General features: G+C 65.3%; 23 protein-coding genes. 12 read left to right on the top strand and 11 right to left on the bottom strand.

Annotated features, from left to right (window positions below; translation table 11 throughout):
* Positions 1–3: 3 nt before the first annotated feature.
* Together ABDB87_RS14855 and ABDB87_RS14850 are read right to left on the bottom strand one after the other, a co-directional pair.
* Positions 4–1791: an ABC transporter ATP-binding protein/permease gene (locus ABDB87_RS14855; protein WP_345928434.1), complete on the bottom strand. Its 1788-nt coding sequence runs from the start codon at positions 1789–1791 to the stop codon at positions 4–6.
* Between the two features lie 90 nt (positions 1792–1881).
* Entirely contained in the window at positions 1882–3897 is a 2016-nt protein-coding gene (locus ABDB87_RS14850) for a putative bifunctional diguanylate cyclase/phosphodiesterase (RefSeq protein WP_345928432.1), read from the bottom strand.
* A 266-nt stretch (positions 3898–4163) separates the two neighbouring features.
* Between ABDB87_RS14850 and ABDB87_RS14845 the strand changes: the two genes are divergently transcribed.
* Positions 4164–5543, top strand: a complete 1380-nt coding sequence (locus tag ABDB87_RS14845) for a phosphomannomutase/phosphoglucomutase (protein WP_345928430.1) — start codon at positions 4164–4166, stop codon at positions 5541–5543.
* A 501-nt stretch (positions 5544–6044) separates the two neighbouring features.
* Here ABDB87_RS14845 and ABDB87_RS14840 read toward each other — a convergent pair.
* Positions 6045–7079 (bottom strand): threonine aldolase family protein, encoded by a 1035-nt coding sequence (locus tag ABDB87_RS14840; protein ID WP_345928428.1) that lies wholly within the window; start codon positions 7077–7079, stop codon positions 6045–6047.
* Positions 7080–7156: 77 nt separating this feature from the next.
* The gene (locus tag ABDB87_RS14835) at positions 7157–7777 is read right to left on the bottom strand and encodes an OmpW/AlkL family protein (RefSeq protein ID WP_345928426.1); all 621 of its coding nucleotides are present in this window, start codon (positions 7775–7777) and stop codon (positions 7157–7159) included.
* 229 nt (positions 7778–8006) lie between these two features.
* Between ABDB87_RS14835 and ABDB87_RS14830 the strand changes: the two genes are divergently transcribed.
* The 6 genes from ABDB87_RS14830 to ABDB87_RS14805 all read left to right on the top strand — a co-directional run bounded on the left by ABDB87_RS14830 (position 8007) and on the right by ABDB87_RS14805 (position 13096).
* A complete protein-coding gene (locus ABDB87_RS14830; RefSeq protein ID WP_345928424.1) occupies positions 8007–9764 on the top strand; it encodes an alkaline phosphatase in 1758 nt (585 codons plus the stop codon).
* 2 nt (positions 9765–9766) lie between these two features.
* Positions 9767–10225: a hypothetical protein gene (locus tag ABDB87_RS14825; RefSeq protein WP_345928422.1), complete on the top strand. Its 459-nt coding sequence runs from the start codon at positions 9767–9769 to the stop codon at positions 10223–10225.
* A gap of 2 nt (positions 10226–10227) precedes the next feature.
* Positions 10228–10992 (top strand): ABC transporter ATP-binding protein, encoded by a 765-nt coding sequence (locus ABDB87_RS14820; RefSeq protein WP_345928420.1) that lies wholly within the window; start codon positions 10228–10230, stop codon positions 10990–10992.
* A 24-nt stretch (positions 10993–11016) separates the two neighbouring features.
* Positions 11017–12231: an FtsX-like permease family protein gene (locus ABDB87_RS14815; RefSeq protein ID WP_345928418.1), complete on the top strand. Its 1215-nt coding sequence runs from the start codon at positions 11017–11019 to the stop codon at positions 12229–12231.
* Between the two features lie 114 nt (positions 12232–12345).
* A complete protein-coding gene (locus tag ABDB87_RS14810) occupies positions 12346–12876 on the top strand; it encodes a hypothetical protein (RefSeq protein WP_345928417.1) in 531 nt (176 codons plus the stop codon).
* Between the two features lie 40 nt (positions 12877–12916).
* Positions 12917–13096 carry a hypothetical protein gene (locus ABDB87_RS14805; protein ID WP_345928415.1) on the top strand — a complete coding sequence of 60 codons (180 nt, stop codon included), beginning with the start codon at positions 12917–12919 and terminating at the stop codon, positions 13094–13096.
* 14 nt (positions 13097–13110) lie between these two features.
* Here ABDB87_RS14805 and ABDB87_RS14800 read toward each other — a convergent pair whose 3' ends face one another.
* From ABDB87_RS14800 to alaS, 3 genes are read right to left on the bottom strand one after another with little or no spacing between them, the layout of a single operon-like run.
* Positions 13111–13848: an SDR family NAD(P)-dependent oxidoreductase gene (locus tag ABDB87_RS14800; RefSeq protein WP_345928413.1), complete on the bottom strand. Its 738-nt coding sequence runs from the start codon at positions 13846–13848 to the stop codon at positions 13111–13113.
* A gap of 3 nt (positions 13849–13851) precedes the next feature.
* Complete coding sequence (locus ABDB87_RS14795) at positions 13852–14151, bottom strand: hypothetical protein (RefSeq protein WP_345928411.1); 300 nt, start codon at positions 14149–14151, stop codon at positions 13852–13854.
* Between the two features lie 20 nt (positions 14152–14171).
* Positions 14172–16817, bottom strand: coding sequence for an alanine--tRNA ligase (gene alaS, locus ABDB87_RS14790; protein WP_345928408.1), 2646 nt, complete (start codon positions 16815–16817; stop codon positions 14172–14174).
* 223 nt (positions 16818–17040) lie between these two features.
* Between alaS and ABDB87_RS14785 the strand changes: the two genes are divergently transcribed.
* The 3 genes from ABDB87_RS14785 to ABDB87_RS14775 are packed head-to-tail and all read left to right on the top strand — an operon-like array spanning position 17041 to position 18915.
* On the top strand, positions 17041–17724 hold the full coding sequence (locus tag ABDB87_RS14785; protein ID WP_345928406.1) for an energy transducer TonB: 684 nt from the start codon (positions 17041–17043) through the stop codon (positions 17722–17724).
* A gap of 34 nt (positions 17725–17758) precedes the next feature.
* A complete protein-coding gene (locus ABDB87_RS14780; RefSeq protein WP_345928404.1) occupies positions 17759–18490 on the top strand; it encodes a MotA/TolQ/ExbB proton channel family protein in 732 nt (243 codons plus the stop codon).
* Complete coding sequence (locus ABDB87_RS14775; RefSeq protein ID WP_345928402.1) at positions 18490–18915, top strand: ExbD/TolR family protein; 426 nt, start codon at positions 18490–18492, stop codon at positions 18913–18915. The genes ABDB87_RS14780 and ABDB87_RS14775 overlap by 1 nt, the downstream gene beginning before the upstream one ends.
* An 80-nt stretch (positions 18916–18995) precedes the next feature.
* Here the strand turns inward: ABDB87_RS14775 and ABDB87_RS14770 are convergent, their stop codons facing one another.
* The 4 genes from ABDB87_RS14770 to ABDB87_RS14755 all read right to left on the bottom strand — a co-directional run bounded on the left by ABDB87_RS14770 (position 18996) and on the right by ABDB87_RS14755 (position 24539).
* Positions 18996–19349: an energy transducer TonB gene (locus tag ABDB87_RS14770; RefSeq protein ID WP_345928400.1), complete on the bottom strand. Its 354-nt coding sequence runs from the start codon at positions 19347–19349 to the stop codon at positions 18996–18998.
* An 86-nt stretch (positions 19350–19435) separates the two neighbouring features.
* On the bottom strand, positions 19436–20578 hold the full coding sequence (locus ABDB87_RS14765) for a DUF1513 domain-containing protein (protein ID WP_345928398.1): 1143 nt from the start codon (positions 20576–20578) through the stop codon (positions 19436–19438).
* Between the two features lie 57 nt (positions 20579–20635).
* The gene (locus ABDB87_RS14760; RefSeq protein ID WP_345928396.1) at positions 20636–22867 is read right to left on the bottom strand and encodes a TonB-dependent receptor; all 2232 of its coding nucleotides are present in this window, start codon (positions 22865–22867) and stop codon (positions 20636–20638) included.
* 322 nt (positions 22868–23189) lie between these two features.
* A complete protein-coding gene (locus tag ABDB87_RS14755) occupies positions 23190–24539 on the bottom strand; it encodes an extracellular solute-binding protein (RefSeq protein WP_345928394.1) in 1350 nt (449 codons plus the stop codon).
* 136 nt (positions 24540–24675) lie between these two features.
* Between ABDB87_RS14755 and ABDB87_RS14750 the strand changes: the two genes are divergently transcribed.
* Both ABDB87_RS14750 and rlmM read left to right on the top strand, forming a co-directional pair.
* Positions 24676–25071 carry a hypothetical protein gene (locus ABDB87_RS14750; RefSeq protein WP_345928392.1) on the top strand — a complete coding sequence of 132 codons (396 nt, stop codon included), beginning with the start codon at positions 24676–24678 and terminating at the stop codon, positions 25069–25071.
* A gap of 57 nt (positions 25072–25128) precedes the next feature.
* Positions 25129–26241 (top strand): 23S rRNA (cytidine(2498)-2'-O)-methyltransferase RlmM, encoded by a 1113-nt coding sequence (rlmM, locus tag ABDB87_RS14745; protein ID WP_345928390.1) that lies wholly within the window; start codon positions 25129–25131, stop codon positions 26239–26241.
* Positions 26242–26280 lie beyond the last annotated feature (39 nt).

Genomic DNA, 26280 nt, shown 5'->3' with positions numbered 1-26280 from the left:
CGCTCAGGCGCTGAGCCGCTCCAGCTGCCAGCGCCCCGCGCCTTCCAGGCTCAGGGCATGCTGATGGAATGCGCGCAGGCTGCTGCGGTGGCCCACGCTGACCAGCGTGGTCTGCGGCAGCGCCTCGCGCAGCAGGGAATACATCGCATGCTCGAGCCCCTCGTCCATGGCCGAGCTGGATTCATCCAGGAAGATCACCGCCGGGCGCGTCAACAAGGCCCGGCCGATGGCCAGGCGCTGCTGCTCACCCAGCGACAGGATACGCGACCAGTCGGCCACCTCGTCCAGCCGGTCCGCCAGATGCGCGAGCTGGCAGCGGCGCAGCGCATCCGCCACCGCCTCGCCCTGCATGGCCGGCAGCGGATAGCAGAGCGCTTCGCGCAGGCTGCCCAGCGGCAGATAGGGGCGCTGCGAGAGGAACAGGGCCTCGCTGCCCTGCGGCCGGATCACTTCACCTTCGGCAAACGGCCACAGGCCGGCCAGGGTGCGCAGCAGCGTCGTCTTGCCGACGCCGGACGGGCCACGGATCAGCAGTGATTCGCCGCCGGGCAGCGAGAAATCGAGCCCTTCGAGCAGCAGGGCCTGCTGCGGCGAACGGATGGTGAGGCCCGCCACCGCAAGACGCGCACCGTCGCTGCTGCTGCGGATCTCGGGCAAGGCGGCCGTCTGCTCGATGGCATCGGTGAAGCCCGACAGCCGCACCAGCACCGCGCGGTAGGTTGCGAATTCATCGTAGGAGCTGCGGAAGAAAGACAAAGCGTCCTGCACCTGGCCGAAGGCTTCCATGGTCTGCATCAGGTCACCCAGCTGGATCTCCTTCGCAAACAGTCGCGGCGCCTGGATGATCATCGGAAACACCACCGCGAGCTGACTCACGCCGAGGTTGAAGCCCTGCAGCTTGAGCGAGCGGAACAGCATCGCCCACATGTTCTGTATGACACTGGCAAAGCGGCCGATGAGCGTGGCCTGCTCCACCTTCTCGCCACGGTAGAAGGCGATGTTCTCGCCATACTCGCGCAGGCGGATCAGCGCGTAGCGGAAGTCGGCGTTGTAGCGTTCGTTGAGGAAGTTGAGCCGGATCAGCGGGCGACCGATCCAGACCGCGAACACGGTGGCGATGGCCACATACACATAGGCGAGGAAGACCATCGCGCGCGGAATCTCGATGCCGAACACCGGCAGCACGCCGGAGAGCGTCCACAGCATCAGGGTGAAGGTGATCAGCGAGACCACCGCGTTGAGCGTGCCCATCGAGAGGGTCAGCGTGCTCTGCACGAACTGGTCGATGTCCTGCTGGATGCGCTGGTCCGGGTTGTCGATCTGCTGCGCGAGGTACTGGCTGCGGAAGTAGGTCTGGTGATCGAGCCAGCGCTGCATGAAGTGCTCGGTCAGTGCCTGGCGCCAGCGGATCAGGAAAGCCTGGCGCACATAGGCATTCACCAGCGCACGCGCGACATGCAGGGTAGCGAGGACGCCGAAGACGCCCATCATCGCCCAGAACGCGGAGGCATCCAGCGTCTGCATGGCCGTGTAGGTGCCGTTGTACCAGAACGAGAACAGCACGTTCATGCGCACCGCGAGCAGGGTGAGCAGCACGATGAGCACGATGGAAGCGAGCGGTCGCCAGTTGCGGCGCGGGTCCAGCGTGGGCCAGGCGAGGCGCCGGACCTGCCGCCCCCACTCGGTCGCGCGACTGAGCCAGACGATGATCGCCGTCATCGTCACCAGACTGATTGCAAAGGCCTTGCCGAGCCAGAGGAGGCTCTCGAGCAACTGATTGTTCCAGTCCATCCGTTTCCCTCTTCAGCGTCCCGGTGCGCCCGGCGCACCACGAAGGCGGATGTTGCCATGATTGGCCGCAGCCGGCGCAAGCCCCGCGACTCAGTTCTCCTGCGGCGCGCCGACCAGCAAGCTTCCGGGCAGCTCCAGCCAGTCCGGCGCCACCGGCATGAGGCGCGCGGCAGCCTGGGGATGGCAGATGAAATAGCCCTGCAGGCGATCCACGCCCAGCCGGTGCAGGGCGGCCGCCTGGCTGAGGGTCTCGACGCCTTCGGCGATGGTGGTGAGGCCGAAACGGCGGGCGATCAGGATCGCGCCCTCAATGATCGCGGTGGCGCCGGTATCGAGCCCGGCCACAAAGCTGCGGTCGATCTTGATGGCGTCGATCGGCAGCGCATGCAGCCGTGAAAGCGAGGAATAGCCAGTGCCGAAGTCATCGACGTGAATGTGGATCCCCATCGCGCTCAATGCGGCCAGGCTCAGCGAGATGCGCTCGGCGTTATCGGGCTCGAATACGGTTTCGGTCACTTCGAGATCGAGGCGCGAGGGCGGCAGACCGGTCTGGCTGAGGATGTCGGCCACCCTTTGCACGAAGAGCGGGTCGCGCAGCTGGATCACCGACACATTCACCGCCACACCAGGCAGACGTCCCTCCCCGGCCTGCCAGCGCATGGCATCCGAGCAGGCCCGGTTCAGCACCCAGGCGCCCAGGGTGTTGATCGCGGCGGACTCTTCCACCAGCGGGATGAACTCTTCCGGCGGCACATTGCCAAAGCGCGGGTGGCTCCAGCGCAGCAGCGCTTCGAGCGATTCGACCCGCCCATCCTTGACCGAAACGACGGGCTGATAGGCCAGCCGCAACTCATTGTTGTCTCCCGCGCTCAGCACGTCGAAAGCGAGATCCATGCGACGACGCTGCCGGGAGGCGAGCTCCTTGCGGTAGAACAGGAAGTAGCCGCGGCCCAGGCGCTTGAGTTCGGTCAGCGCCAGATCGGCCGCACCGAGCAGCTCGCTGCCGGAATCCCCGTGCAGCCCCTCGACCGCCACGCCGGCGCGAATGTCGATCTGCTGAAGCTCGCCACAGACCTCGATCGGCACCGCCAGCGATTTGCGGATGCTCTGCAGCAGCTGCTTCGCGCCCATGTCGGCACCGAAGGTCAGCAGCACGAATTCATCCCCGCCCCAGCGGGCCACCGCCTGCCCCGGCGCCAGCACCACGCGGATGCGCTCGGCCACCGCGCTCAGCACGATGTCCCCGGCTTCATGACCCAGCCGGTTGTTGATCTGCTTGAATCGGACCAGATCCAGCAGCATCACCACCAGCGGCTCCTCGCCGCCGCGCCGGGCCTCCAGCTCGCGCAGCAGCCAGCGCCGGTTGGGCAGCCCGGTCAGGGTATCGGTCTGGGACATCTGCTCGAGCGCACTGGTGCGTGCCAGCACGATTTCCTCGAGATTGTGGTTGAGCGCCTCGGACTCCCGCGTGCGGCGCACCAGACGGTCGATGAGGCCGCTGTTCTCCGCCCTCAGCAGCAAGGCTTCGCGCATCGCCAGATGATTGTTGTGATGGGCAAAGATCATCACGCAGAAAAAGACCACGGCCAGGAAACCCAGCACCGGGTCGGTGGGCGGTTGCAGGAAGAAGATGACCGCTGGCGGCAGCAGCACGAGACCGATGAAAAGGCGCGCCGGCGTACGCAAGGGTGCGAGCACACCGGTCGCGCCACCGGCCAGGGCGGAGAGCACGATCAGGGTGGCATAGCGCACCTCGCCATGCATCTGCGTGCTCCAGACCACCGCCAGCAGCCCCCACAGCACGCCACTGGCCACCTGGGTGACGGCAATCCAGATCCGCCAGGCATCGGGAACCGGATCCTCGCAGCGCATCAGCCCCAGGCGCACGAAGCGCAGGTGGGCGAACATGCGGATGAGGCTCATGATGGCCATGAAGGCAAACCAGATCCAGATGCTGGGGAGCCCGGCATGGTGGGCCAGCAGGCTCACACCGGTTGCCGCCGCGATCGCCACCATGATACTGCCCGGCTGATGCCGATAGGCCTGCCGCAGCAGCTCCTTCTGCACGGTGTAGGTGATCGGCGCCCCTTCCAGCCCTGTTTTCATGCATCACGATCCATCATTGCTCCGGGAGGCAGGATCCCCCCTCACGCCGATTCCTGCAATCCCTGTCTGCCCTGAAGCGCCCCTCTGGCCGGGCATTGCGGTGCCGGACCGACACATTCGCGGCACGGGTGCCGGGATTCGAGCCCGGCGGCGTGATCCAGGGCACGCTCCGCCCCTGCACGATGGAAGGTCTTGCCGCCGGTGCCGGGGGCAACCCTTATAATCGAGTGATCGCACCTTTCACCTGACATCGGAAAGCACCGCCCATGCACACTCCTGCACCCGAGATCTTCAAGGCCTACGACATCCGCGGCATCGTGGACAAATCCCTCACCGTGGACACCGTTCGCGCCATCGGACAGGCACTGGGCACCGAAGCCCTCGCACGTGGCCAGAAGGCCATCGTGATCGGCCGCGACGGTCGTCTCTCCGGCCCGGTGTTCGCCGAAGCCCTGGCGGCCGGCATCATCGCCACCGGCATCGATGTGATCGACATCGGCTGCGTGGCCACACCGATCACCTATTTCGCCGCCTACCACCTCGGCACCCATTCCTGCGTGTCGATCACCGGCAGCCACAACCCGCCCGACTACAACGGCCTGAAGATGGTGCTCGGCGGCCAGACGCTCTACGGCGACATGATCCAGTCGCTCCGCCGCAACATCGTCGAGGGCAAGCTGGCAGTCGCCGTGGCCCCGGGCACGGTCACCCGTACCGACGTCCGCCCGGCCTACATCAAGCGCATCCTGAGTGACGTAAAGCTCGCCCGCCCGATGAAGATCGTGCTCGACTCCGGCAACGGCGTGGCCGGCAACACCGCGCCCGAGCTCTACAAGCGCTTGGGCTGCGAGCTCACCGAGCTGTTCTCGGACGTGGACGGCAACTTCCCCAACCACCACCCGGACCCCTCCAAGCCCGAAAACCTGGAAGACGTGATCGCCGCGCTGAAGGCAGGCGATGCCGAGATCGGTCTGGCGTTTGACGGCGACGGCGACCGCCTGGGCGTGGTCACCAAGGATGGCGAGATCATCTATCCGGACCGCCAGCTGATGCTCTTCGCGGCCGACGTGCTGAGCCGGGTGCCCGGCGGCCAGATCATCTATGACGTGAAATGCACCCGCAACCTCGCCCCCTGGATCCGCAAGCACGGTGGCGAGCCGGTGATGTGGAACACCGGCCACGCGCTGGTGAAGGCCAAGCTCAAGGAAACCGGCGCCCCGCTCGCCGGCGAGATGAGCGGCCACATGTTCTTCAAGGAACGCTGGTATGGCTTCGACGACGGCCTCTACACCGGCGTGCGCCTGCTCGAGATCCTCTCGAAGAGTCCGGACGCCAACGCCGTGCTGAAGGCACTGCCGAACGCCACCAGCACGCCGGAACTCAACATCAAGATGAAGGAAGGCGAACCGGTGCAGCTCGTTGAGCGACTGAGCCAGCTCAGCTTCAGCGGCGAAGTCGAGCGCATCACCATCGACGGCCTGCGCGTGGAGTTTGCCGACGGCTTCGGACTGGCCCGCTCCTCCAACACCACCCCGGTCGTGGTGCTGCGCTTCGAGGCGGACGACGCCGAAGCCCTCGAACGGATCCAGGCTGAATTCCGCAGCCTGATCAGCACCGCCTGGCCGGGAATCGAGCTGCCATTCTGAGTAACTGGGGCGGATAGCGAAGCGGCAGTCCGTTTGTGCTGATGTATCGAGGCATGAACAGGCCGCCCGAAACGCGTTCGCCCCTGAAACTGCCATCCTTCGATACCTCAGGGCGAACGGTTTCAATGCAGGCAGGACGACAATCCGGATCCGGCAGAGGAGTGGTGCCGCGCAGCCGGAAGACCAAGGGCTTTGCCCTGCCGATCTGACTCAAGCAGTAATCCCGTTCGTGCTGAGGTATCGAAGCATGAACGGACCGCCCGGAGCGCATTCGGCCCCGAAACCGCCCCCCTTCGATACCTCAGGGCGAACGGTTTCAATGCAGGTATAGCGACAACCTGGATCCGGTGGAGGAGTGGAGCCGCGCAGCCGGAAGACACAGGGCTTTGCTCTGCCGATCTAGCTCGAACTGTAATTCCGCTCGTGCTGAGGTATCGAAGCATGAACGGGCCGCCCGAAGCGGCTTCGGCCACCAATCCCCTGTCGGCCGACAGCGCCCCGTCAGATCCCCATGCTGGCCGCCAGCTCCTTCACATCGACAAGGAAGCGGTCGACGGTTTCGGGCTGCATGTCCCAGGCGCACATCAGGCGTGCGGCACCGCCGATGAAGTTGTAGAAGCGCCAGCCACGGCCGCGCAGCGCCTCTTCAAGCGCCAGCGGCATGTCAACGAACACGCCATTGGCTTCGGTCGGAGCAATGAGTCTGAGGCCCAGCGCAACCAGTCCGCGCGAGAGTCGCTGTGCCATGGCGTTGGCATGAGCGGCATGACGCAGCCAGACGTCGTCCTGCAGCATGCCGAGCCAGGGCGCGGCGAGATAGCGCATCTTGGAGGCGAGCTGACCGGCCTGCTTGCAGCGCCAGGCGAAGTCTTCCGAGAGTTCGCGGTCGAAGAACACGACAGCCTCCCCCACCGGCAGGCCCATCTTGGTCCCGCCGAAGCAGAGGACGTCAACGCCGGCACGCCAGGTGATGTCTGCCGGGGCGACCCCGAGCGCGGCCACCGCATTGGCAAAGCGCGCCCCGTCCATGTGCACCTTGAGACCGTGATGACGCGCGCGCTGGCTCACTGCCGCGATGGCTTCGGGCCGGTACAGCGTGCCCAGTTCGGTGGCCTGGGTGAGCGTGACGACCTTGGGCTTGGGGTAGTGGATGTCATTGCGCTTTTCGACGAGTCGCGTCACGTCCTCCGGCTTCAGGCGGGAGGCTTCGCTGGATGTCGGCAGCAGCTTCGCGCCGTTCGAGAAGAATTCCGGCGCGCCGCATTCATCGGTCGCCACATGGGCGAGCTCGTGACAGATCACGCTGTGATAGCTCTGACACATCGAGGCCAGCGCGAGCGAATTGGCGGCCGTGCCGTTGAACACGAAGTACACATCGCAGTCCGTCTCGAAAACGCTGCGCATCCGGTCTGCCACCCGGCGCGTCCAGTCGTCGTCCCCATAGGCCGGGGCGTGACCGGCATTGGCTTCAAGCAGGGCGGAAAGGGCTTCTGGGCAGATGCCCGCGTAGTTGTCACTGGCGAAATGCTGGCTCATCGGAAGACTCACTGAAACGGAACGGCACAAAAAAACGGGGCACCTCCCGGCGCCCCGTTCAGCATACTGCCTCGTGTTCAGAAGCGATAGCCGACGCCGATCCCCCAGGTGGTGGGGTTGAGCCCGACGCTGCCCACCTTGTTGCCACCGACCTTCACATCCGTCTCCATGCGGATGTACTTCACGTCGAAGTTGAGCGACCAGTTCTTTGTGAGCGCGTAATCGAAGCCCAGCTGATAGGCTGGGCCGAAGCTGGATTTCTCGACCGAGGCCGCACCATCGAGAATGTTGTTGCGCTTCGAGAAGATCGTGTAGTTCAGGCCCACACCGGCATAGGGCTTGAAGGCGCCCAGCTCGGTCACGTGATACTGCAGCATCAGCGAGGGCGGCAGCGCCTTGATCGAGCCCTGCTTGCTGCCACCAACCTTGATGTCGACGCGTTGCGGGTAGGTCAGCACCAGCTCGGTCGCGATGTTCTTGGTGAAGAAGTAGCTGAAGTCCACTTCCGGAATCCAGCGGCTCTTCGCCTCGACCGCCGTGGCGCCGCCCAGCGGCAGACCGCTGCGCTGGTCATTCTCGAAATCCACGTAAACCGCCCGCGCCCGCACCATGAACGGGCTTTCCTGGGCATGGATGGCGCCGCTGGAAAGCAGGGCGGCCAGGGCGAGTGCAAACGAGAACGTCTTCTTGGTGTACATGAGTTGCCCCTCCGTTGTTGAAACCCACACATATGAAATGGCTAATCCGCTTGATGTTAATCAACAAAACATTGTCGGCAACATGGGATTTCACCTAGTGACGCGGGAAGCAGCTTTCTGCACCCGGGCGGTGCGGCCCGTGTGACCTGAAACATGTCTGTCATGGAAATGAAACCTGCGGCGCCTACCCTCCCGGGCGTTGCCTTTCTACTACCCAAGGACACTTTCCATGCGCCTCACGTCGCTCGCGACTGCGCTCTGCGCGGCCATCGCCCTGCCTGCCGCTGCCCAGACCATCTACCCGCTCAACCGTGCCGAAATCCTCGCCGGCTCGCGCTTCGACCTGAAGGTCGAGTTCCCCGGCCTGGTGGACGCCTCGAAGCTGAAGCTCACGCTCAACGGCCAGGACTACACGAAAGTGCTCGGCAAGCAGGCCACCCTGGTTCCGGACGAAACCGGCAAGGGTGAATCCAGCCTGATGGTGAAGGATGTCTCCCTCGCCCGCCCCGGTCGCTACATGGTCGAAGTGTCGGACGGCACGAACACCCGGCAGGTGAGCTGGAATGTCTATGCCACGCCGGCAAAAGCCCGCGCGAAGAACGTGATCCTTTTCATCGGTGACGGTTTCTCGATCGGCCACCGCACCGCGGCCCGCATCCTCAGCAAGGGCATCAGCGACGGCAAGATCAACGGCAAGCTGGCCATGGACGACATGCCGGCCATGGCGCTGCTGACCACCCAAGGCACTGACTCGATCATCACCGACTCGGCCAACGCCGCCAGCGCCTACACCACCGGCCACAAGACCTGCGTGAACGCGCTGGGCGTGTACTGCTCGCGCGCCAAGGGCTCGCTCGAACATCCGAAGGTCGAAACCCTGGCGGAAGCGGCCAGGCGCGCCGGCCTCGCCGTGGGTGCGGTCACCAACTCGGAAATCGAGGACGCCACGCCCGCCGCCATGGTGGCGCACACCCGCCGCCGCTCCGATTACAACGACATCGTGCAGATGTTCTACGACTCGAAGATCGACGTGATGATGGGTGGCGGTTCGCCCAACTTCCTGCCGAAGACGACGCCGGGCTCCAAGCGCACTGACGAAGTCGACTACATCGAGAAGTTCAAGTCCGCCGGCTATGCCTTCGCGACCACGAAAGCCGAGATGAACGCGGCCGCCGACAGCGCGAAAACCACGAAGCTGCTTGGCCTCTACAACACCGGCAACGTCGATGGCGCGCTGGACCTGAAGTTCCTCAAGAAGGGCTCGGTCAGCAAGTTCCCGGATCAGCCCGATGTGGTGGAGCAGATGAAGTCCGCGATCAAGATCCTGTCGCGCAACAAGAAGGGCTTCGTGCTGATGGTCGAGTCTGCCCGCATCGACAAGTACTCCCACTCGATGGACGCCGAGCGCGCCATCTATGACACGATCATGCTCGACAACGCGGTAAAAGCAGCCAAGGACTGGTCGAAGGCCAACGGCAACGACACGCTGATCCTCGTGACGGCAGACCACACCCACGGCGTCAGCGTCGTCGGCACGGTCAATGACGAAGCCCCCGGCCCCGACATGCGCAACAGGATCGGCACCTATGAAGACGCCGGCTTCCCGAACTACCCCGCACCGGACGCCGACGGCTATCCGGACAAGGTCGATGTCTCGCGCCGCCTGCGTCTGGTCTTCGCCAACACGCCGGATTATTACGAAACCTTCCGCCCCTACCTGGACGGCGAGAACGTGCCGGCCATCAAGAATGCCGATGGCATCATGGTCGCCAACGAGAAATACAAGGATCTTCCGGGCGCGGTGTTCCGCCAGGGCAATCTGCCCAACAGTGGCCCGCGTGGCGCGAACCAGGGCGTGCATACCGGCGATGACGTAATCCTGACTGCCACCGGTCCGGGCTCCGACAAGGTGCGTGGCCAGATGGAAAACACCGACCTCTTCCGCGTGATCGCCGATGCGCTCGCGCTGGGCAAGGCCGGCAAGTAAGCATGCCGGCAGCATCAGGAACCGGCGGCTCGCGTCGCCGGTTTTTTCTTTCCCTCGCCGCGCTGCTCGCCAGCCCGCTGGCCCTTGCCAGCGAGCTGCTCGGTTTCGACGGCCTGTACAAATCCAACACCGTGCTGGGCCTGAAGTTCGCTGATCGCACGCTGGCGCTCAAGGGGCAGACCGTGCGCCTGCGTGGCTACATGGCGCCCCCGCTCAAGCCCGAAAGCAAGTTCTTCGTGCTCACCCGCGAGCCGGTGGCGATCTGCCCGTTCTGTTCCTCGGACGCCGAGTGGCCGGTCGACATCGTGGTGATCTATGCCAGCAAGACCGTGATCCCGGCCAACTTCTCGGAGCGTCTGGAAGTGGAGGGCGTGCTCGAAGTAGGCAGCTTCACCGATCCGGTCACCGGCTTCGTCAGCCAGCTCCGCATCCGCGATGCGGTGTTTCACAAGATCAACTGAGCATGAGCAACAGCCTCACGCAAGCCGTCTTCAGCGCGCCGCCAGCAGCGGCCATCGCGCCGGCCGGATCCGCCGCCGGCATGCTGCTCGCCCGCGGGCTGGCTTTCCGCTTTGCGGGCCAGACGACGGATCTGTTCCGGATCGAGCACCTGCAGCTCGCCGCAGGCATGCGCCTGGGCATCCGCGGAGCCTCGGGCGCCGGAAAGACCACTCTGCTGCATTGCCTGGGCGGCATCGCCCCGGCCAGCGCAGGCAGCATCTGCTGGGGCGAGGTCGACCTGTGCGCGCTGACTCCGGCGCAGCTGACCCGCTGGCGGCAGCGCGCCCTCGGGCTGGTCTTCCAGGACTTCCATCTCATCGACGGCCTGTCGGCGCTGGACAACGTCCTGCTGCCCGCCAGCTTCAGCGCCTGGCAGGCCAGCACGCCGCAGCGCCAGCATGCCGCAGCACTGCTCGATCGCGTCGGCATCCGGACACCCACTCGCCGCGCCGGCCTGCTCTCTCGCGGCGAGCGGCAGCGCGTGGCGGTCGCCCGCGCCCTGCTCTTCTCGCCCCCCGTGCTGCTTGCGGATGAGCCGACCGCCAGCCTCGATCCCGACAACCGCGAACGCATCGGTCAGCTGCTCTGCGACCTGGCGCGCGAGCAGGGCGCGACGCTGATCGTCGTCTCCCATGAGGAGCACCTGCTGGCCCGCATGGACCAGGTGCTCGAACTCCACACCGGCACGCTCGAAGCCAGCCGCCCCGACGCGCCACAGGCACGCTGAGCCGCCCTCTTCACCCGTCTCCGCATGTTCAATCCCTTCCCTGTCGTGCTCGCCGATTACCGCCGCAACCGTCTGCTGGTCTGCGTCACGCTCGCACTCATTGCCCTCGCGGTCGCCATCGGCGTTGCGGTGATCGCCCAGGAGCGCGCACTCCGTCAGGGCAGCGCACGGGCCGCGGACGACTTCGATCTGCTGGTCGGCGCGCCCGGCAGCCCGACGCAACTGGTGCTGACCAGCGTGTATCTGAAGCTGCAGTCGATCCCGCTCGTCAGTGGCGAGGTGCTCGCCCGGGCCAGCACCGCGCGCGGGGTCCGCTATGCCGCGCCGATCGCCTTTGGCGATAGCTGGCAGGGCTATCCGGTGGTCGGCACGATCGCCGGCTTTGCCAGCCGCGGCGGACAGCTCCCGCCTGCGCAGGGCCGACTGTTCGCCCGGCGTGGCGAAGCCGTGATCGGTGCCCGGGTGCCGCTGGCGCTGGGCGCGCAGATTCATCCCGAGCACGGCATGCACCGGATCGACGACGAGGATGAGCATCACGAACACGCCCTCACCTACACCGTGGTCGGCCGCCTGCCCGAGCGCCACAACGTGTGGGACAGCGCCATCCTCGTGCCGGTGGAGGATGTCTGGGCCGTGCATGAACTGCCCGCCGGTCATGCCGCGGGCGACACGCATATCGGCCCGCCCTGGGACGCCACCCGGCTGCCCGGCATGCCCGCCATCGCGGTCAAGCCCGACTCGGTCGCCGCAGCCTACGGTCTGCGCGGCGCGCTACGCACGAACGAATCCATGGCCCTCTTTCCCGCCGAAGTGCTCAACGAGCTCTACAGCACGCTGGGCAATGTGCGCGACGTGATGTCGGTGCTGGCGGTCGCGAGCCAGGTGCTGGTGGTGGTGGCCGTGCTGATGGCCCTGCTGGTGGGCTTTCTCGCGCGTGCCCGGCAGTTTGCGGTACTGCGCGCGATCGGTGCAGGCAGTCGCTATGTGTTCTGCGTGATCTGGCTCGAAGCCGGCCTGCTGATCGCAGGGGGCGCGGCGGCCGGCCTGGTGCTGGGTTACGGCGCATCCTGGCTGCTCTCCGCCTGGCTCGCGCCACGCATGGGTTTCGCGATGCCGGTCACACTGGGCACCGAAGAGCTGCGGCTCGCGGCAGCGCTCGCCATTGCGGGTCTGGCCATTGCCACGCTGCCGGGCTGGCTCTGCCTGCGCCGCCCGATCGCCGACGGCCTGCGCGCCTGAGCCCGGACAAGACCTACACGCCGGGGCAGCACGGACCTACAGATCGCGCGCGGCGGCGCAGCCAGCATGAAGCGTGGGCGCTGCCCGCACATCCTGTCTGCCAAGGAGCGCATCATGAGCTCTCATGCCCTCAGCGGCGAAGCGTCCGCCACGTTGATTGCCGCCCTGTATCCCGACTGCATGGCAGCGACCCGTGCCGCGCAGCTGCTTGCAAGCCAGGTCTCGCTCGCGGACTGGCAGCTCTCGGTGATCCACCCCGGAGATCCATTTGTCATCAACAAGGCGGAGCCCGAGCGGCGCGGCATCTGGCATACCGTGCTGCGCAGTCACGGCTGGCTGGGCCTGGCGGGCTTTGCCATCGGCCTGCTGGGCGGCGGGGTGATGGTGCGCATGGACTGGTTCGGCGCCGGCGGCACACCCGGCACGGTGCTCGCGACCCTGTCGGCTTTCGCCGCCATGGCGGGCCTGATGCTCGCCGGTTTGATCAGTTTGCGCCCGGATCACGGCTATGTGCTCGCCAGGCTGCATCAGGCGCTTGAAAGCGGTCAGTGGGCGGTCATCGCCCGTCCGGCCAACGCGCTGCAGAAACGGGCGGCGCTGGCTGCCCTCGATTCGAGCGGCGGCCGGGTCCTGCGCTCGCTGTAGCGCACCAGATCAACGCAAGCCTCTTGCCCGGAAGCACGCCATGCCACTCCGATCCGGCCGCAGCCGTCAGACCATCAGCGCCAACATCAAACGCCTCGTTCACGAATGGGAAGCGGGCGGGCACATCGGCACGAGCCATCCGGCCAGTCGCAGCAAGGCGGTGAAACAGGCGGTCGCCATCGCGCTGCGCAAGGCGGGCGTGGCCCGCCGCAGACGCTGAAACCCGGGCCTGGCTCAGCCCTCCGCCTCGTCGGCAGAGAGGTCGCGCACATCCAGGCGCGAGCCGGGCTGCAGGTCGGACCGCGCGAGCAGGATACGGATGCGCCGGGCGACCTCGTCGGGGCTCGCCAGCAGGCCGTCGCGATGCAGCGTCGCGAAGCGTTCGCGCGCGGGAAAATCCTCCTCGCCGCTGCCACGGATCAGCGCCTGCATGCCGGTGTCCACCACGCCGGGCAGGATGTTGAGCGGCAGGAAGGGATGCGGCATGGCCGCCTGCTCGAGCGCGAGCGCGCGGATGTAGTTCTCCAGCCCCGCCTTGGCGGCGCAATACAGCGACCAGCCCGCGTAGCCCTTGTCGGCGGCGCCTGAGGAAATGTTCGCCAGCCGCTTGGGCACCGCAAGATGCTGGAAGCGGGCCACGACTTCGGCATAGAAAACGATGCCGGAAACGAAGCCGGCATTCAGGTTGGCCAGCACAGCGGCCGGATCCTTGAACGCGGCCGGGCCGATCGGCTCGAGCACGCCGGCATTGCCGATAACGGTCAGCGACTCGATGCTCTTGTCATCAAGATCAGCCAGTCCGGCATGGATGGCCTCGCGGGCCGCCAGCGGGTCGGCAAGGTCAACACGACGGGAAAACGGATGCGGGGCGCTGCGGGAAAACTCGATGAGCCGGTGACCCGAGGCCTCGAACTGACGCACGAGCGCCAGACCGATTCCGCGCGAGCCGCCGGTGAGGATCACCAGATGCATGGTTCAGCGCAGCTTGGGGTTCAGGCTGCCACGGTTGTAATCCTTGTCACCGGGCATGAGCGTGCGGCCGATTCCGAACAGACCGCCCTGGGCTTCGACCGGGCGCGTGCGGTTCTCGGGGAACTGCTCGGCAACGCGGCGCGCGGCCTCCGCCTTCTTCGCGTCGACAAAGGCCCAGCGGCCATCCGGATGCAGCAGCACCCGGTCGCCCGCGGCAGTGGTTGCTTCGATGGGTGCCGAAGCGCTGGCGGCCGGCACGGCACCGCCTTCCTGCGCGGACACCGCGCAGGAAGCGAACGCCATCGCCAGCCAGAGCCCGCGCCTCACAGCTTGCCGGCCACCCAGTCCCGCACGCCGGCGAGCGCCGCCGGCAGGGCCGTGGCATCGGTACCGCCAGCCTGGGCCATGTCAGGACGGCCACCGCCCTTGCCACCGACCTGCTGAGCCACGAAGTTCACCAGTTCGCCAGCCTTGACCTTCGCGGTCAGGTTGGCGGTCACACCGGCAATCAGCGCGACCTTGCCCTCATTCACGGCGGCCAGCACCACGGCGGCCGTTCCGAGCTTGTCGCGCAGCTTGTCTACCGCTTCGCGCAACGCCGGTACATCGGCCCCTTCGAGCGTGGCGGCCAGCACGCTGACGCCATTCACGTCGAGCGCCTGCCCGATCAGCGCGTCGCCCTGATTGCTGGCGAGCTTGCCCTTGAGCGCGGCAATTTCCTTCTCCAGCGCCTTCACATGGTCCAGCGTCTGCGCGAGCTTGGCAGGCACTTCCGCGGCCTGAGCCTTGAGTGCGCCGGCGACTTCGCCCAGCAGCGCATCGCGCTCGAGCACATAGCTCATGGCGTTCTCGCCGGTGATGGCCTCGATGCGGCGCACACCCGCTGCCACGCCACCTTCCATGACGATCTTGAAGAAGCCGATGTCACCGGTGCGCAGCACATGCGTACCGCCGCAGAGCTCACGCGAACTGCCGATGTCGAGCACTCTCACCGAGTCGCCGTACTTCTCGCCGAACAGCATCATGGCGCCGGTCTTCTGGGCGTCCTCGATGCTCATCACCCGCGCCTGCGAGGCCGCATTGAGCATGATCTCGCGATTGACGATCTGCTCGACCCGGAGGATCTCGGCGTCGGTCAAGGGTGCGTTGTGCGCAAAGTCGAAGCGGGTCTTGCCGGCGTCGACCTGCGAGCCCTTCTGCTGCACATGGTTGCCCAGCACTTCGCGCAAGGCCTTGTGCATCAGGTGAGTGGCGGAGTGATTGCGGGTCGTGGCCGCACGCGTGTTGCCATTGACGCGGGCATCGATGGTGTCTCCCGCGCGGATCTCGCCTTCCATGACGCGGCCATGATGACCGAATACGTCGGCCTGGATCTTGAGCGTGTCGTCCACCGCAAAGCGGGCGGTGCCGTTCTGCAGGAAACCGGCATCACCGCACTGACCGCCGGACTCGGCGTAGAACGGCGTGTTGTCGAGCACGATGACGGCATCATCGCCGGCGCGCGCCACTTCGGCCGGGCTGCCGTCGATGTAGATCGCGGTGACCTTCGCGTCTTCCACCATCAGCTTTTCATAACCGTGGAAGTGCGTGGGCTCGCCCTTGTATTCCAGACCCTGGGCCATCTTGAACTTGCCGGCCGCGCGGGCCTGCTCGCGCTGGCGCGCCATGGCGGCGTTGAAGCCGGCCTCATCCACCGAGAGATTGCGCTCGCGCAGCACATCGGCGGTCAGGTCCAGCGGGAAGCCATAGGTATCGTGGAGCTTGAAGGCGATGTCGCCATCCAGCACCTTGCCTTCGCCGAGCGCAGCCAGCGCCGACTCGAGGATCTCCATGCCATTGGCAATCGTGAGGAAAAAGCGCTCTTCTTCCTGCTTGAGTACTTCGGTCACGCGACGCTGCTTGGCGACCAGCTCGGGATAGGCCGAGCCCATTTCCGCGGTCAGCGCCTCGACCAGCTTGTAGAAGAAGGGCGCGCGCGCACCCAGCTTGTAGCCGTGACGGATCGCACGACGGGCGATGCGGCGCAGCACATAGCCGCGACCTTCGTTCGAGGGCACCACGCCATCGGCCACGGTGAAGGCACAGGCACGGATGTGGTCGGCAATGGCCTTCAGCGAAGGAGACTTCGCATCGACTTCGACACCGCCCGCCAGCTCGACTTCGCGCTTGGCGGCAGCCATCAGGTTCACGAACAGGTCGATGTCGTAGTTCGTCTCCACGCCCTGCAACACGCGCGCCAGACGCTCCAGGCCCATGCCGGTATCCACGCTGGGGCGCGGCAGCAGGTCCATCACGTAGTTGCCGTTCTCGTCCACGCGGCGGTTGAACTGCATGAACACGTTGTTCCACACCTCGGTGAAACGGTCGCCGTCTTCATCCGGGCTTCCGGGGGGGCCGCCCGCCACGCCCGGTCCGAAGTCGTAGAAGATTTCCGAGCAGGGGCCGCAGGGGCCGGTGTCGCCCATCATCCAGAAGTTGTCGGAAGCGTAGCGCGCGCCCTTGTTGTCGCCGATGCGCACCACGCGCTCGGCGGGCAGCCCGATTTCACGGGTCCAGATCTCGTAGGCCTCGTCATCCTCGGCATACACGGTGGCCCACAGCTTGTCGGCCGGAAGCTTGAACACCTCGGTCAGCAGCTCCCAGGCGTAGCGGATCGCGTCCTGCTTGAAATAGTCGCCGAAGCTGAAGTTGCCCAGCATTTCAAAGAAGGTGTGGTGACGCGCGGTGTAGCCGACGTTTTCCAGATCGTTGTGCTTGCCGCCGGCGCGGATGCACTTCTGCGCCGTGGTGGCGCGCGTGTAGGGACGCTTGTCGAAACCGAGGAAAACGTCCTTGAACTGGTTCATCCCGGCGTTGGTAAACAGCAGGGTCGGATCGTCGCCGGGCACCACCGGGCTGGACGCCACGATCTGATGCCCCTTGGAGGCGAAATAGTTGAGGAAGGTCGAGCGGATGTCTGCGGCTTTCATGGGCGTGCCGTACCGGAATATGCGGGAAACAGGAGGCGGAATTCTAACCCGGATGCCTTGACGAGCGCGAACACGGCAAACCCGCTGCAGCCGCCGCTTCCATGCCACCAGGCCGCTGCGATGGGGCGATTTGTTAAAAATTTTAACGCGAACAGTTCGCATTTGCAGTATGATGAAAGCACCTATCCCCGCACGACCGCAGGTCTTTTCCAAGGCAGCCATCATGCAAGCCCCGTCTTTCGCTCAGTCCCGGTCCGACCAGACCCTCGGCATGGTCATCGTCATCGGTCTGCACGTTCTGGCGGGTGCCGGCCTGCTGATGCTCGCCCAGCCGGTGCTGCAACAGATGCTCCCGCCGACCTTCCAGGTCCGCTTCCTGACCGAGCAGCCCAAGCTGGAAACGATCGCGCCGCCGCAGCCCGAGCCGCCCAAGCCGCTGCCGGTCAAGCAGCAGGTCGTTCAGCCCCGCCAGGTTCAGCCCAAACCCGCACCGGCTCCGGTCATCCAGGCCGACGCACCGGCCGCGCCCGATGCGCCTGTCATGACCGCACCGCCGGCACCAAAGGACATGCCACCCGCCGCCCCGGCGCCCAGCGCGGCGCAGCCCGCCCAGGAGGCCTATCAGGAGCCCCGCCATGATGCGGACTACCTGCGCAATCCGAATCCCGCCTACCCCCGCGCCTCGCGTTCGCTGGGCGAGGAAGGCACGGTGCGCCTGCGCATCGAGGTCAGCGCCGAAGGCAAGCCGCTGCAGGTCCTGATCGAGAAAACCTCGGGCTTCCCGCGGCTGGACCGCGCCGCCCAGGAAACCGTGGCCAGCAGCTGGCGCTTCACGCCCGCTCGCAAGGGCCAGCAGGCAGTGGCTGCCTGGGTCATCGTGCCGGTGACATTCAGCCTGAACCGCTGATCAGAATCCCCCTTCGTTCCACAGAGTAAAGACCATGCAGACCCAGACACTCGGCTTCGCCCACTTCATTTCCCAGGCTGACGGCCTGGGCAAGACGCTCTTCGTGATCCTGATCCTGATGTCGCTGGCATCATGGTTCTTCATCATCACCAAGACCATCAGCAACCTGCGCCTGCGCCGCAGCTCGCACAAGTTCGTCGAGCTGTTCTGGAATGCCAGCTCGCTGGAAGAGGTTCGCAACGAAATCAGCACCCATGGCGCAACCGAGCCCTTTTCGCACCTGACCAGCCACGCGCTCTTCGCCCGCGAGCACCATCAGCGTACCGGCGGCGGCAAGCTGGGTGAGGCAGGTGGCCTGGGCGAGTTTCTGACCCGTGGCATGCGCAAAGTCATCGACGAGGAAACCGCGCGTCTCGAAAACGGCCTCACCGTACTGGCCACGGTCGGCTCGACCGCGCCTTTCGTGGGTCTGCTCGGCACGGTGTGGGGCGTGTATGGCGCACTGGTGTCGATCGGCATGAGCGGTGCCGGCACGCTGGACAAGGTCGCCGGCCCGGTGGGCGAGGCCCTGATCATGACCGGCCTGGGGCTGGCCGTGGCCCTGCCTGCGGTGGTCGCCTACAACAGCTTCAATCGCCACAACCGCCTGACCCTGGCTGCGCTGGACGCTTTCGCGCACGACCTCTTCGCCTACCTCACCACCGGCACCCACAACAACAGCCAGAGCGGCCGCGTGGTGTCGCTGGGTCAGCAGGAAGCTGCGTGATGGCGTTCGGCGGATTCAACAAGCAGGGCAGCTCGGCCCCCATGGCCGAGATCAACATGGTGCCGCTGATCGACGTGATGCTGGTGCTGCTGGTGATCTTCATCCTCACCGCGCCGCTGCTCACGAATGCGGTGAAGGTGGACCTGCCGCGCACGACCAGCGACGAAAACAAGGTCAAGCCCGAGCGCATCGAAATCGCGATCACGCCGGACTCTGCCGTCTTCTGGAACGGAGAGAAGCTCGAAGAAGCCGACGTGGCAAGCCGCTTCGAGGGCGCCGGTGCGGCTGTGACCGACCCTGCCGCCGCACCGGAGATCCAGCTGCGCGCGGACAAGACCACGCCTTATGAAGCCATCGCGAAGGTCATGGCGGCAGCGGCCCGGGCCAAGCTCACCAAGATCGCCTTCGTGAGCCAGCCGGAATAAAGGCCCCGCAGGACTTGCAGCGCTGCCCTCTCTTCCATCGGCCGCCCGGCGCAAGCCCGGCGGCTTTTTCATGCCCGCGTTCAGATCATCCGGTAGGGCATCAGCACGGTGACCGGAGCCGGCTGCCCGTCCCGGAGCCAGGGCTTGAAACGCAGACCCAGTGCGCTCTGGGCGGCCGCGGCATCGAGGTTTTCATGACCGCTCGATTCGAGCTGAACGACCTTGCGAACCCTGCCCTGCTCATCCACCCAGAGCTTCAGACCGACCACGCCACGCGGCAGATCCTGGCCGAGCTTCCGGCTGATCGTGAGCCCCACCGGGCCTGCCAGCGTCATCCGGTCAAAGCTGACAACATCGGCTGGCCACTCCTGCGCCGGCTGGGTGGCACAGGCAGCGAGCAGAACAAGACAGGACGCGGCAGCATGAAGGCGCATGAAAACTCCTGAAAAAACAGGCCTTGCGGCCTGTGAAAAGTGTGGCCCGCGATGAAGCGGGCAACGAGGAAAACGGAAGGAAAAAATCAGCCCTGCAGCACGGCCCAGTGGTGATCCGGCGCAATGGGCAGAGGCCAGGGCAGCAGCTGTGCCTGCTGGTTGAGCTCCCAGCGCGCGATGCCTTTCTCGCCACCGATGAACAGACTGTTGTTCTCGCCCGAGGGCGCAATCGCTGCCGCGCGGGACATTTCGGCGATCAGGAAGAGCTTTGCCGCGTCACCCGGATGCCAGAACACCGCGCGGTCGTGAATCTCGGCGCTCATCAGGAAACCGCCACCAGGGCCCGGCTGGATGTCGCCAAGGTAGCCCAGACCGAGCGGCGAGCGGCTGGGGATATCCAGCGACTTGCCATCCCAGAGCGCGAGTACAGGCGAGTTGCGTCGCTCGTCCGCGCCTTCATGCTGGCCCTGCATCGCGATGCCCAACACACGCTTGCCAGCGGGCGTGGTGTTCCAGGCGATGTGGCGCATCGAGAGCTGCTTGTCGCGCAGTGTCCATTGGCCGAGCAGCTCGCCGTTTTCGGCATTGATGCGGACCAGCGAGGATTCCATGCGGTCGAGGTCGAGCTTCTGGTTGTCCAGCGTCCAGCGAATGCCACCGTTGGCCACCACCACCATGCCTTCGTCATCGAGCAGAAGCTGGTGCGGATCAATGCCGCGGGTCGGAAATTCGGCCACGCGCTCGAGTGTCGCTGCGCGCCGGACGCTGACCCAGCCCTGCCCGGTGCCGACATCGGTCTCGGTGGTGAAGAGCCATTTTCCATCGGGCGAGAGTTCGAGATGGCCATCGAAAGTCCGCTTGCCGTCCGGCACGGCCGTGTCGATCCGACGGATCACCTTGCCTTCGCGGTCTGCGTGCAGCATCCAGCCGCCATGACGGAATGCCACTGCATGGAAGCCCGAGCCATCAGGCGTGGCTACGATGCCGTGCGGCCGATGCGGAACCTTGACCGCACCGAGGAGACGGATGTCGCTCGCGGCCCAGTCAATCTGCAGCACGCCGACGTAATGCCCCACGCCTTTCGAGAATGGCGGAGGCAGCTCGCCGCTGGCATACCAGGCGGCAGCAATCACGGTAGTGGCCGGGGCGGCAGCCGCCAGCGCGGGGCGCGGCAGCAGCGCTGATGCGCCGAGCAAGCCGAGGGTTTGCAGGAAACTGCGACGATCCATCTTGAACTCCATGAAACGGAAAAAGGGCCGGCTTGCGGCCGGCCCGACAGGGTTGAATCAGAAACGGTAGGACCCGGTCAGCTGCAGCACGCGTCCCTTGCCGGGCACGTAGTGGCCGCGGTAGAGGCTGTCGGCATACAGCTTGTTGGTGAGGTTCGTGATGTTGAACTTGAAGGTCAGGTCACGCGTGACTTCGTACTCGGCCATCGCGTCTGCCGTCACATAGCCATCCACCTTGTAGGCGGTCACGAGCTGCGGCGACATCTTGGTCCGGCCATTCAGGCCCAGACCCACGCGCCAGCTCTGACCGATCTTGTAGGTGTTCCACCAGGTCGCCTGATGCTTCGGAATCAGGCCGGGACGCTGGCCTTCGGGCTCGGTTGCATTGGACTGACGTGCGCCCTTGGCGATCTTCGCCACCGGAATCCAGGTGTAGGAGAAGTAGCTTTCCCAGTTCGGCGTGATGCGGCCGGTGATGTCGGTCTCGAAGCCCTTGGCGTAACGCTCGGCCGAGAGCATGTAGGTCGTCGGATCCTGGGCGACGGTCTCGGTGTCGGTGTTGCGCTCGTTGTACTTCGTGCTGTGGAAGAGGGCCAGACGCAGCGTTGCATTGCCGCTGGCCAGATCCAGCTTGGAACCCAGTTCGATGTTGCGGCTCTTCTCGGGATCGGTGTTGGCCGTCTGCAGGTCGTACTGGTAGGTATCGCCCGAAGTGTTGAACGAGGTGCCGTAGGAGAAGTGGAAGGAAGCCATGTTCGTCGGCTGGTAGAGCACGCCGAATCGCTTGCTCCAGAGCTTGTCGCTGCGGCCGCGTTGCGAGGTCTGGGCCCCCAGCGAGGTGTCAGCGGTGCTGAAGGTGCGGTAGTTACCGTTGAAATAGTCGAACCGCAAGCCTCCCAGCAGCTTCCAGTGCTCGGCGATCTGGGCCAGATCCTGGAAGTAGGCGCCGGCCGACGTCGCGTCAAACTCGTTGGATTTGCGGATGCTGCGCAGATCCTCATTGATCGCCGCCGTCCCGTCGGTGTCACCGACCGTGGTATTGGACTTGGTCAGGGTCGCGGGCGACACGGCAGCGAAAACCCTGCGCGTTTCGTTGTTGAAATCCACACCGGTCGTCACGTCGTGGCGCAGCCCGAACCAGTTGAACTTGTTCGTGTAGTCGCTCTGCACGACCTGGTTGTCGAGATCCTGGATCTTGATCTGCGTCCCGCGGCTCAGCGCCGTGTTGTCGTTGATCGTGTCCTCGGTCGTGGCCGTGACGAAGCGCACCGTGCTGGCGCGCTGGTCACGCGCCACCTTCGCGGCGCGCACCGCGGTCTTCAGTTCGCCGCCGTCCATGAAGCGGTGAAGATGGCTGAAGGTGCTGCTGACCACGTCGCTGTTGGCCTGGTCACTGTCGAGGCCGTAATAGGTCTTCGGATCCTTGTCGATCAGCGTATTGCTGCCGGAGTTGCCACCGCCGCGCGTGAGCCAGGGCAGGCCGTAGTTGATGCCGTTGCGGTTCTTCAGATAGAACAGGCTGGCGCTGAATTCGTCCCGCTCGCCGATGCCCCAGCGGAAGTTGCCCGCGGCACCTTCCTTGTCGATGGAAGCACCCGCACCATTGTTGTCCGCCTGGTTCTTCATCGCGGTGAGGCGGAACGCGGAGCTCTGCCCGGTGGTGAAGTTGAGGTCGGTTTCAACACGCGCATAGTTGTGCGAGCCGTAGGTCAGATTCAGCTCATGCTGATCGAGCAGGAAGGCCTGCTTGCTCACCTGGTTCACCACGCCCCCGGTCGAGCCGCGACCGAACAGCATCGAGGCCGAACCACGCAGCACCTCGAGACGGTCGTAATTGAAGGTGTCGCGTTCGTAGATGGCCGGGTCACGCATGCCGTCGACGAGGATGTCACCGGTCTGCTGCATGGAAAAGCCGCGCAGGCGGATGTCTTCCTCGCCGCCTTCGGCCGCAAGGAACGTCACGCCGGCGGTCTGGTGCAGCACGTCCTTCAAGGTGTCGAGGTTGCGGTCGTCGATGAGCTTCTCGGTCACGACGGTCACCGACTGCGGAATGTCGCGCAGGGCCTGCTTGCCCTTGCCGATGGTCGACGTCACCGCCTGATAGCTCTCCTTCGCCTCGGTTTCTACCGGACGGTCTGCGGTCACCCGGACCTCTCCGAGGGTTTTCGCGTCCTTGTTGGCGGGGGTCTGCGTAGTCTGGGCCAAAGCGGGCTGAGACAGCGCAAGGGAGATCAGCGCAAGGTGTGTGGCCTGCGCAAGACGGGATACACGCAGATGACGTGCAGACATGGGTAAGCTCCGTAGGGAATGGCGAACGTCCGGGAGACGACGCTTGTTTTCAAAACAACAGGATCGCGAATGCGAACAGTTCGCATTTTTACATTCTTTATCATTTCATGACAACGGCCTTCTGCAGACAAGGCGATCGCAGGCGGACGGCGCGTGGCTTCCGGTCCACAGCAATGCGGGCAAGGGGCGTCGGCCAGCGCTGCTTCGGCGCAGACGCGAAAGCAGCTCAGGAGCAATCGGCCGCATGCGGAAAGCCGGGCTGGAAATGAAAAAAGCCCGCCTGCCGGATACCGGCAAGCGGGCTTTCAGGTGGAAGGCAGACTTAGTTCAGGCGACCTGCCGGCATGGCGGCGAGCGGGCTGCAACACCCCTGCTCGCCAGCACGGATGCGCTGCACGGCGTCATCCAGGCCCTGCTTGGGCGGCTTCTTGTCCGCAAAAATCGCTTCCATCTCTTCAGCCAGAACACGGCGCACCCCGCGCCGGTGACTGAAGGCTGTAGCGTAGGAGTTGGCCGTCACTTCCTTGTGGGTCAGTTGCGCGACAGCCAGACGCTGCGCAGCCAGATCCTCGCTCAGCAGGCGGCTCGACTGGGTCACCAGAAGCCCCGCCGGGCTCAGCGGCAGGAAGCCGGACTTGACCTGCCACTCGACCTGGTTCTCCGGCGTCAGCCAGAAGCGGATGAAGGCTGCTGCAACCTTGTATTCGTTGGCAGACTTGCCAGCCGCTACCCACAGCGCCGGACCATCGGCCCAGGTGTTCTGCGGCGCGCCATACGCGTCGTCGTGATAGGGATAGGCGCTCACGCCCACATCGAATCCTGCAGCGCTGCGCAGCGAGGGCCACGCGCCGGACGGTGCCAGCAGCACCGCGCACTCGCCCTTGGTGAAATGCATCTCGGCATCGCTGTCACGACCGAAATAGTGCAGGTAACGCGCCTTCACCCAGGAGTTCATTTTCGCCATGTGCTTGACCTGCACCAGGCCATTCACCGCGATCTGCTCCTGCTTGCCACCCGTCACGAAAGCCTGGTTGTTCCAGGCGCTGGCGTTTTCCAGCAAGGTGTTGACCGGCTGCGACACCGTCATCGGACAGGCCTGCCCGGCGGCGTAGAGCTTGCCCAGCACATCCTGCCAGCCATTCCAGCTGGCAGGCATGCTGTCAGCCGATACGCCGGCCGCAGCCAGCGCCTTGCGGTTGTAGAACATGACCGGAGTCGAGAGCGCCACCGGCAGCGCCTGCAAGCGCCCTGCGGAATCCAGCACCGACGGCACCATCATGCGAGCAGCAGAAGCCTTGATCGTGGCCATCGGCTGGCGCGCGTCCTTCATGACCTCCCAGACCGGCTTGAAACGCTTGCCGCCGCTGAGGAAGCTTTCCTCCTCCTTCTCGGCCACGATGCTCATCACAGGCTGCGCCCCCAGGCTCCAGCTGCGATCGGTCACGATCACCTTCATGCCAGGATTGGCCGCGTTGAAACGCTCGGCCAGCGCCTGCAACTCCACGCCCTTGTCAGGATCCAGCGCATGCGAAATCTCGACTTCGACGGGCGCGGCGGCGGCCGGTGCTGCTTTTTTCTGCGCCGGCGCAGCAGCATTCGCGGGAACGGTCAGTGCGGCCGTCGTGAGCAGCGCCAGGAGGCGCAGGCCGGACTTGAGGGGAATGGAAGACATGGATACTCCGGGTACGGACAAGAATGAGCGGCGATTATAGGAGCCTCGCGCGCAATGCAATGCCTGCAGGGCGCCGGCCCGCCACCCCGGGCGACAACCGGTTCAAGTCCGCCCGCCGGGTGACGTAATGCCTTCCATGAAGACACGACGCCCTTTTGCCGCAAGCTGGCTTCCCTGCATGCTGCTGCTCGCCCTGACCGCCTGTGACCGACTCGGCCTGCCCGATCCTGCCAGAGAGGCGGCCGCACGTGAAGCCGATGGCAAAGCGATCGGCGGAGCCTGCCGCCATGCCGGACGCGCACTGGAAGACTGCTACGCCATGAATCCGTCTGCCGAGAAAGCCGCCGTATTTGCCGGCTGGAAGGAGATGAACGACTACATGGCCGAAAACAAGATCGAGGTCGTGAAGCCGGAAATCTCGGGCAAACCTGCAGCGGCCAGCGCGCCGGAGAGCAGCGAGGAATCCGCCAGCTCAACCGCCAGCAGCAGCCGGCGCAAGAGCCGGGCGAGTGCAAACAGCGGTCACGAATGACCCGCCCCTCCTCAGTGCGATACCATCCGGGCTGCAAAACACCACCGTAGCCGAAAGATGTCACCTACCGCCAAGGGCCTGATCCTGCTCTGCCGTCCCGGCTTTGAAGCCGAATGTGCGGCCGAAGCCGAAGCCATCGCCCGCCATGCGGGCCTGCAGGGCCGTGCCCGCACCGCGCCGAACGCCGGCAGCGTTCATTTCGTGTGCGACGAGCTCTTCGACTGGAAACTCGTGCTCGAAGCCACGCCCTTCTCGGCGTTTGTCTTCGCCCGCCAGCGCAGCGTGTGGGTAGACCGTGTCGCCGACATGCCGCAGGAAGATCGCGCCACCCCACTGGTCGAAGCGATCGCCGCGCTGGAAGTCCAGATCGGCCGGGTCGAGGTCGAAACCGCCGACACCAACGAGGCGAAGACCCTCTCCGGTTTTCTCAAGCGCTTCATCCCGCACATCGAGCGCGCGCTCGTCTCTCGCCGCATCCTGCGCGACAAGCCCGATCTGCCGACGCTCCACCTCTTCTTCAAGGACTCCAGCCAGGCCGATCTCGGACTCTCTCGCCCGGGCGATGCGTCCCCCTGGAACATGGGCATCGCGCGGCTGCGCATGCCACGCAATGCGCCCAGCCGCTCCACGCTCAAACTGGCCGAAGCCTTTGACGCCCTGATGACCGAAGAAGAGCGCGCGCAGAGTCTCAAGCCCGGCCTCTACGCCGTTGATCTCGGCGCAGCCCCCGGCGGCTGGAGCTATCAGTTTTCCGAGCGCGGCATGCACGTCTATGCCGTGGATAACGGCCCGCTGGCCGACAGTCTCGTCGCCGCAGGCATGGTCGAACACGTTCGCGCCGACGGCTTCTCGTGGCGTTCGCCACGCAAGCAGGTCGAATGGCTCGTCTGCGACATGGTCGAGCAGCCCGCCCGGATCGCCCAGCTGGTCTCGGACTGGGTCGCGTCCGGCAAGGCCAAGCGCTGCATCTTCAACCTCAAGCTGCCGATGAAAAAGCGTTTCGAGGAACTCAAACGCTGCCGGCAGGTGATCGATGCACGCTTCAAGCTTCACGGCGACAGCTACGTGCTGCGCATCAAGCACCTCTACCATGACCGCGAAGAAGTGACCGCCTATCTTGCCAAGCTCCCGGCTCCGCCAGTCGAAACCCCAAAAATGTCAAGGCGTTAGAGGTGTCGGGCGGTTATACTTGTGCGATTTTTAATCGAC

This window comes from Uliginosibacterium paludis (assembly GCF_039631355.1).
GTDB lineage: Bacteria > Pseudomonadota > Gammaproteobacteria > Burkholderiales > Rhodocyclaceae > Uliginosibacterium > Uliginosibacterium paludis.
This window is presented reverse-complemented; position numbering and strand designations above follow the sequence as displayed.

Excerpts from the sequence above, each read along its gene's own strand:
- ABDB87_RS14855 (WP_345928434.1), bottom strand. The coding sequence starts at position 1,791 with ATGGACTGGAACAATCAGTTGCTCGAGAGCCTCCTCTGGCTCGGCAAG.
- ABDB87_RS14850 (WP_345928432.1), bottom strand. The coding sequence starts at position 3,897 with ATGAAAACAGGGCTGGAAGGGGCGCCGATCACCTACACCGTGCAGAAG.
- ABDB87_RS14845 (WP_345928430.1), top strand. The coding sequence starts at position 4,164 with ATGCACACTCCTGCACCCGAGATCTTCAAGGCCTACGACATCCGCGGC.
- ABDB87_RS14840 (WP_345928428.1), bottom strand. The coding sequence starts at position 7,079 with ATGAGCCAGCATTTCGCCAGTGACAACTACGCGGGCATCTGCCCAGAA.
- ABDB87_RS14835 (WP_345928426.1), bottom strand. The coding sequence starts at position 7,777 with ATGTACACCAAGAAGACGTTCTCGTTTGCACTCGCCCTGGCCGCCCTG.
- ABDB87_RS14830 (WP_345928424.1), top strand. The coding sequence starts at position 8,007 with ATGCGCCTCACGTCGCTCGCGACTGCGCTCTGCGCGGCCATCGCCCTG.
- ABDB87_RS14825 (WP_345928422.1), top strand. The coding sequence starts at position 9,767 with ATGCCGGCAGCATCAGGAACCGGCGGCTCGCGTCGCCGGTTTTTTCTT.
- ABDB87_RS14820 (WP_345928420.1), top strand. The coding sequence starts at position 10,228 with ATGAGCAACAGCCTCACGCAAGCCGTCTTCAGCGCGCCGCCAGCAGCG.
- ABDB87_RS14815 (WP_345928418.1), top strand. The coding sequence starts at position 11,017 with ATGTTCAATCCCTTCCCTGTCGTGCTCGCCGATTACCGCCGCAACCGT.
- ABDB87_RS14810 (WP_345928417.1), top strand. The coding sequence starts at position 12,346 with ATGAGCTCTCATGCCCTCAGCGGCGAAGCGTCCGCCACGTTGATTGCC.
- ABDB87_RS14805 (WP_345928415.1), top strand. The coding sequence starts at position 12,917 with ATGCCACTCCGATCCGGCCGCAGCCGTCAGACCATCAGCGCCAACATC.
- ABDB87_RS14800 (WP_345928413.1), bottom strand. The coding sequence starts at position 13,848 with ATGCATCTGGTGATCCTCACCGGCGGCTCGCGCGGAATCGGTCTGGCG.
- ABDB87_RS14795 (WP_345928411.1), bottom strand. The coding sequence starts at position 14,151 with ATGGCGTTCGCTTCCTGCGCGGTGTCCGCGCAGGAAGGCGGTGCCGTG.
- alaS (WP_345928408.1), bottom strand. The coding sequence starts at position 16,817 with ATGAAAGCCGCAGACATCCGCTCGACCTTCCTCAACTATTTCGCCTCC.
- ABDB87_RS14785 (WP_345928406.1), top strand. The coding sequence starts at position 17,041 with ATGCAAGCCCCGTCTTTCGCTCAGTCCCGGTCCGACCAGACCCTCGGC.
- ABDB87_RS14780 (WP_345928404.1), top strand. The coding sequence starts at position 17,759 with ATGCAGACCCAGACACTCGGCTTCGCCCACTTCATTTCCCAGGCTGAC.
- ABDB87_RS14775 (WP_345928402.1), top strand. The coding sequence starts at position 18,490 with ATGGCGTTCGGCGGATTCAACAAGCAGGGCAGCTCGGCCCCCATGGCC.
- ABDB87_RS14770 (WP_345928400.1), bottom strand. The coding sequence starts at position 19,349 with ATGCGCCTTCATGCTGCCGCGTCCTGTCTTGTTCTGCTCGCTGCCTGT.
- ABDB87_RS14765 (WP_345928398.1), bottom strand. The coding sequence starts at position 20,578 with ATGGATCGTCGCAGTTTCCTGCAAACCCTCGGCTTGCTCGGCGCATCA.
- ABDB87_RS14760 (WP_345928396.1), bottom strand. The coding sequence starts at position 22,867 with ATGTCTGCACGTCATCTGCGTGTATCCCGTCTTGCGCAGGCCACACAC.
- ABDB87_RS14755 (WP_345928394.1), bottom strand. The coding sequence starts at position 24,539 with ATGTCTTCCATTCCCCTCAAGTCCGGCCTGCGCCTCCTGGCGCTGCTC.
- ABDB87_RS14750 (WP_345928392.1), top strand. The coding sequence starts at position 24,676 with ATGAAGACACGACGCCCTTTTGCCGCAAGCTGGCTTCCCTGCATGCTG.
- rlmM (WP_345928390.1), top strand. The coding sequence starts at position 25,129 with ATGTCACCTACCGCCAAGGGCCTGATCCTGCTCTGCCGTCCCGGCTTT.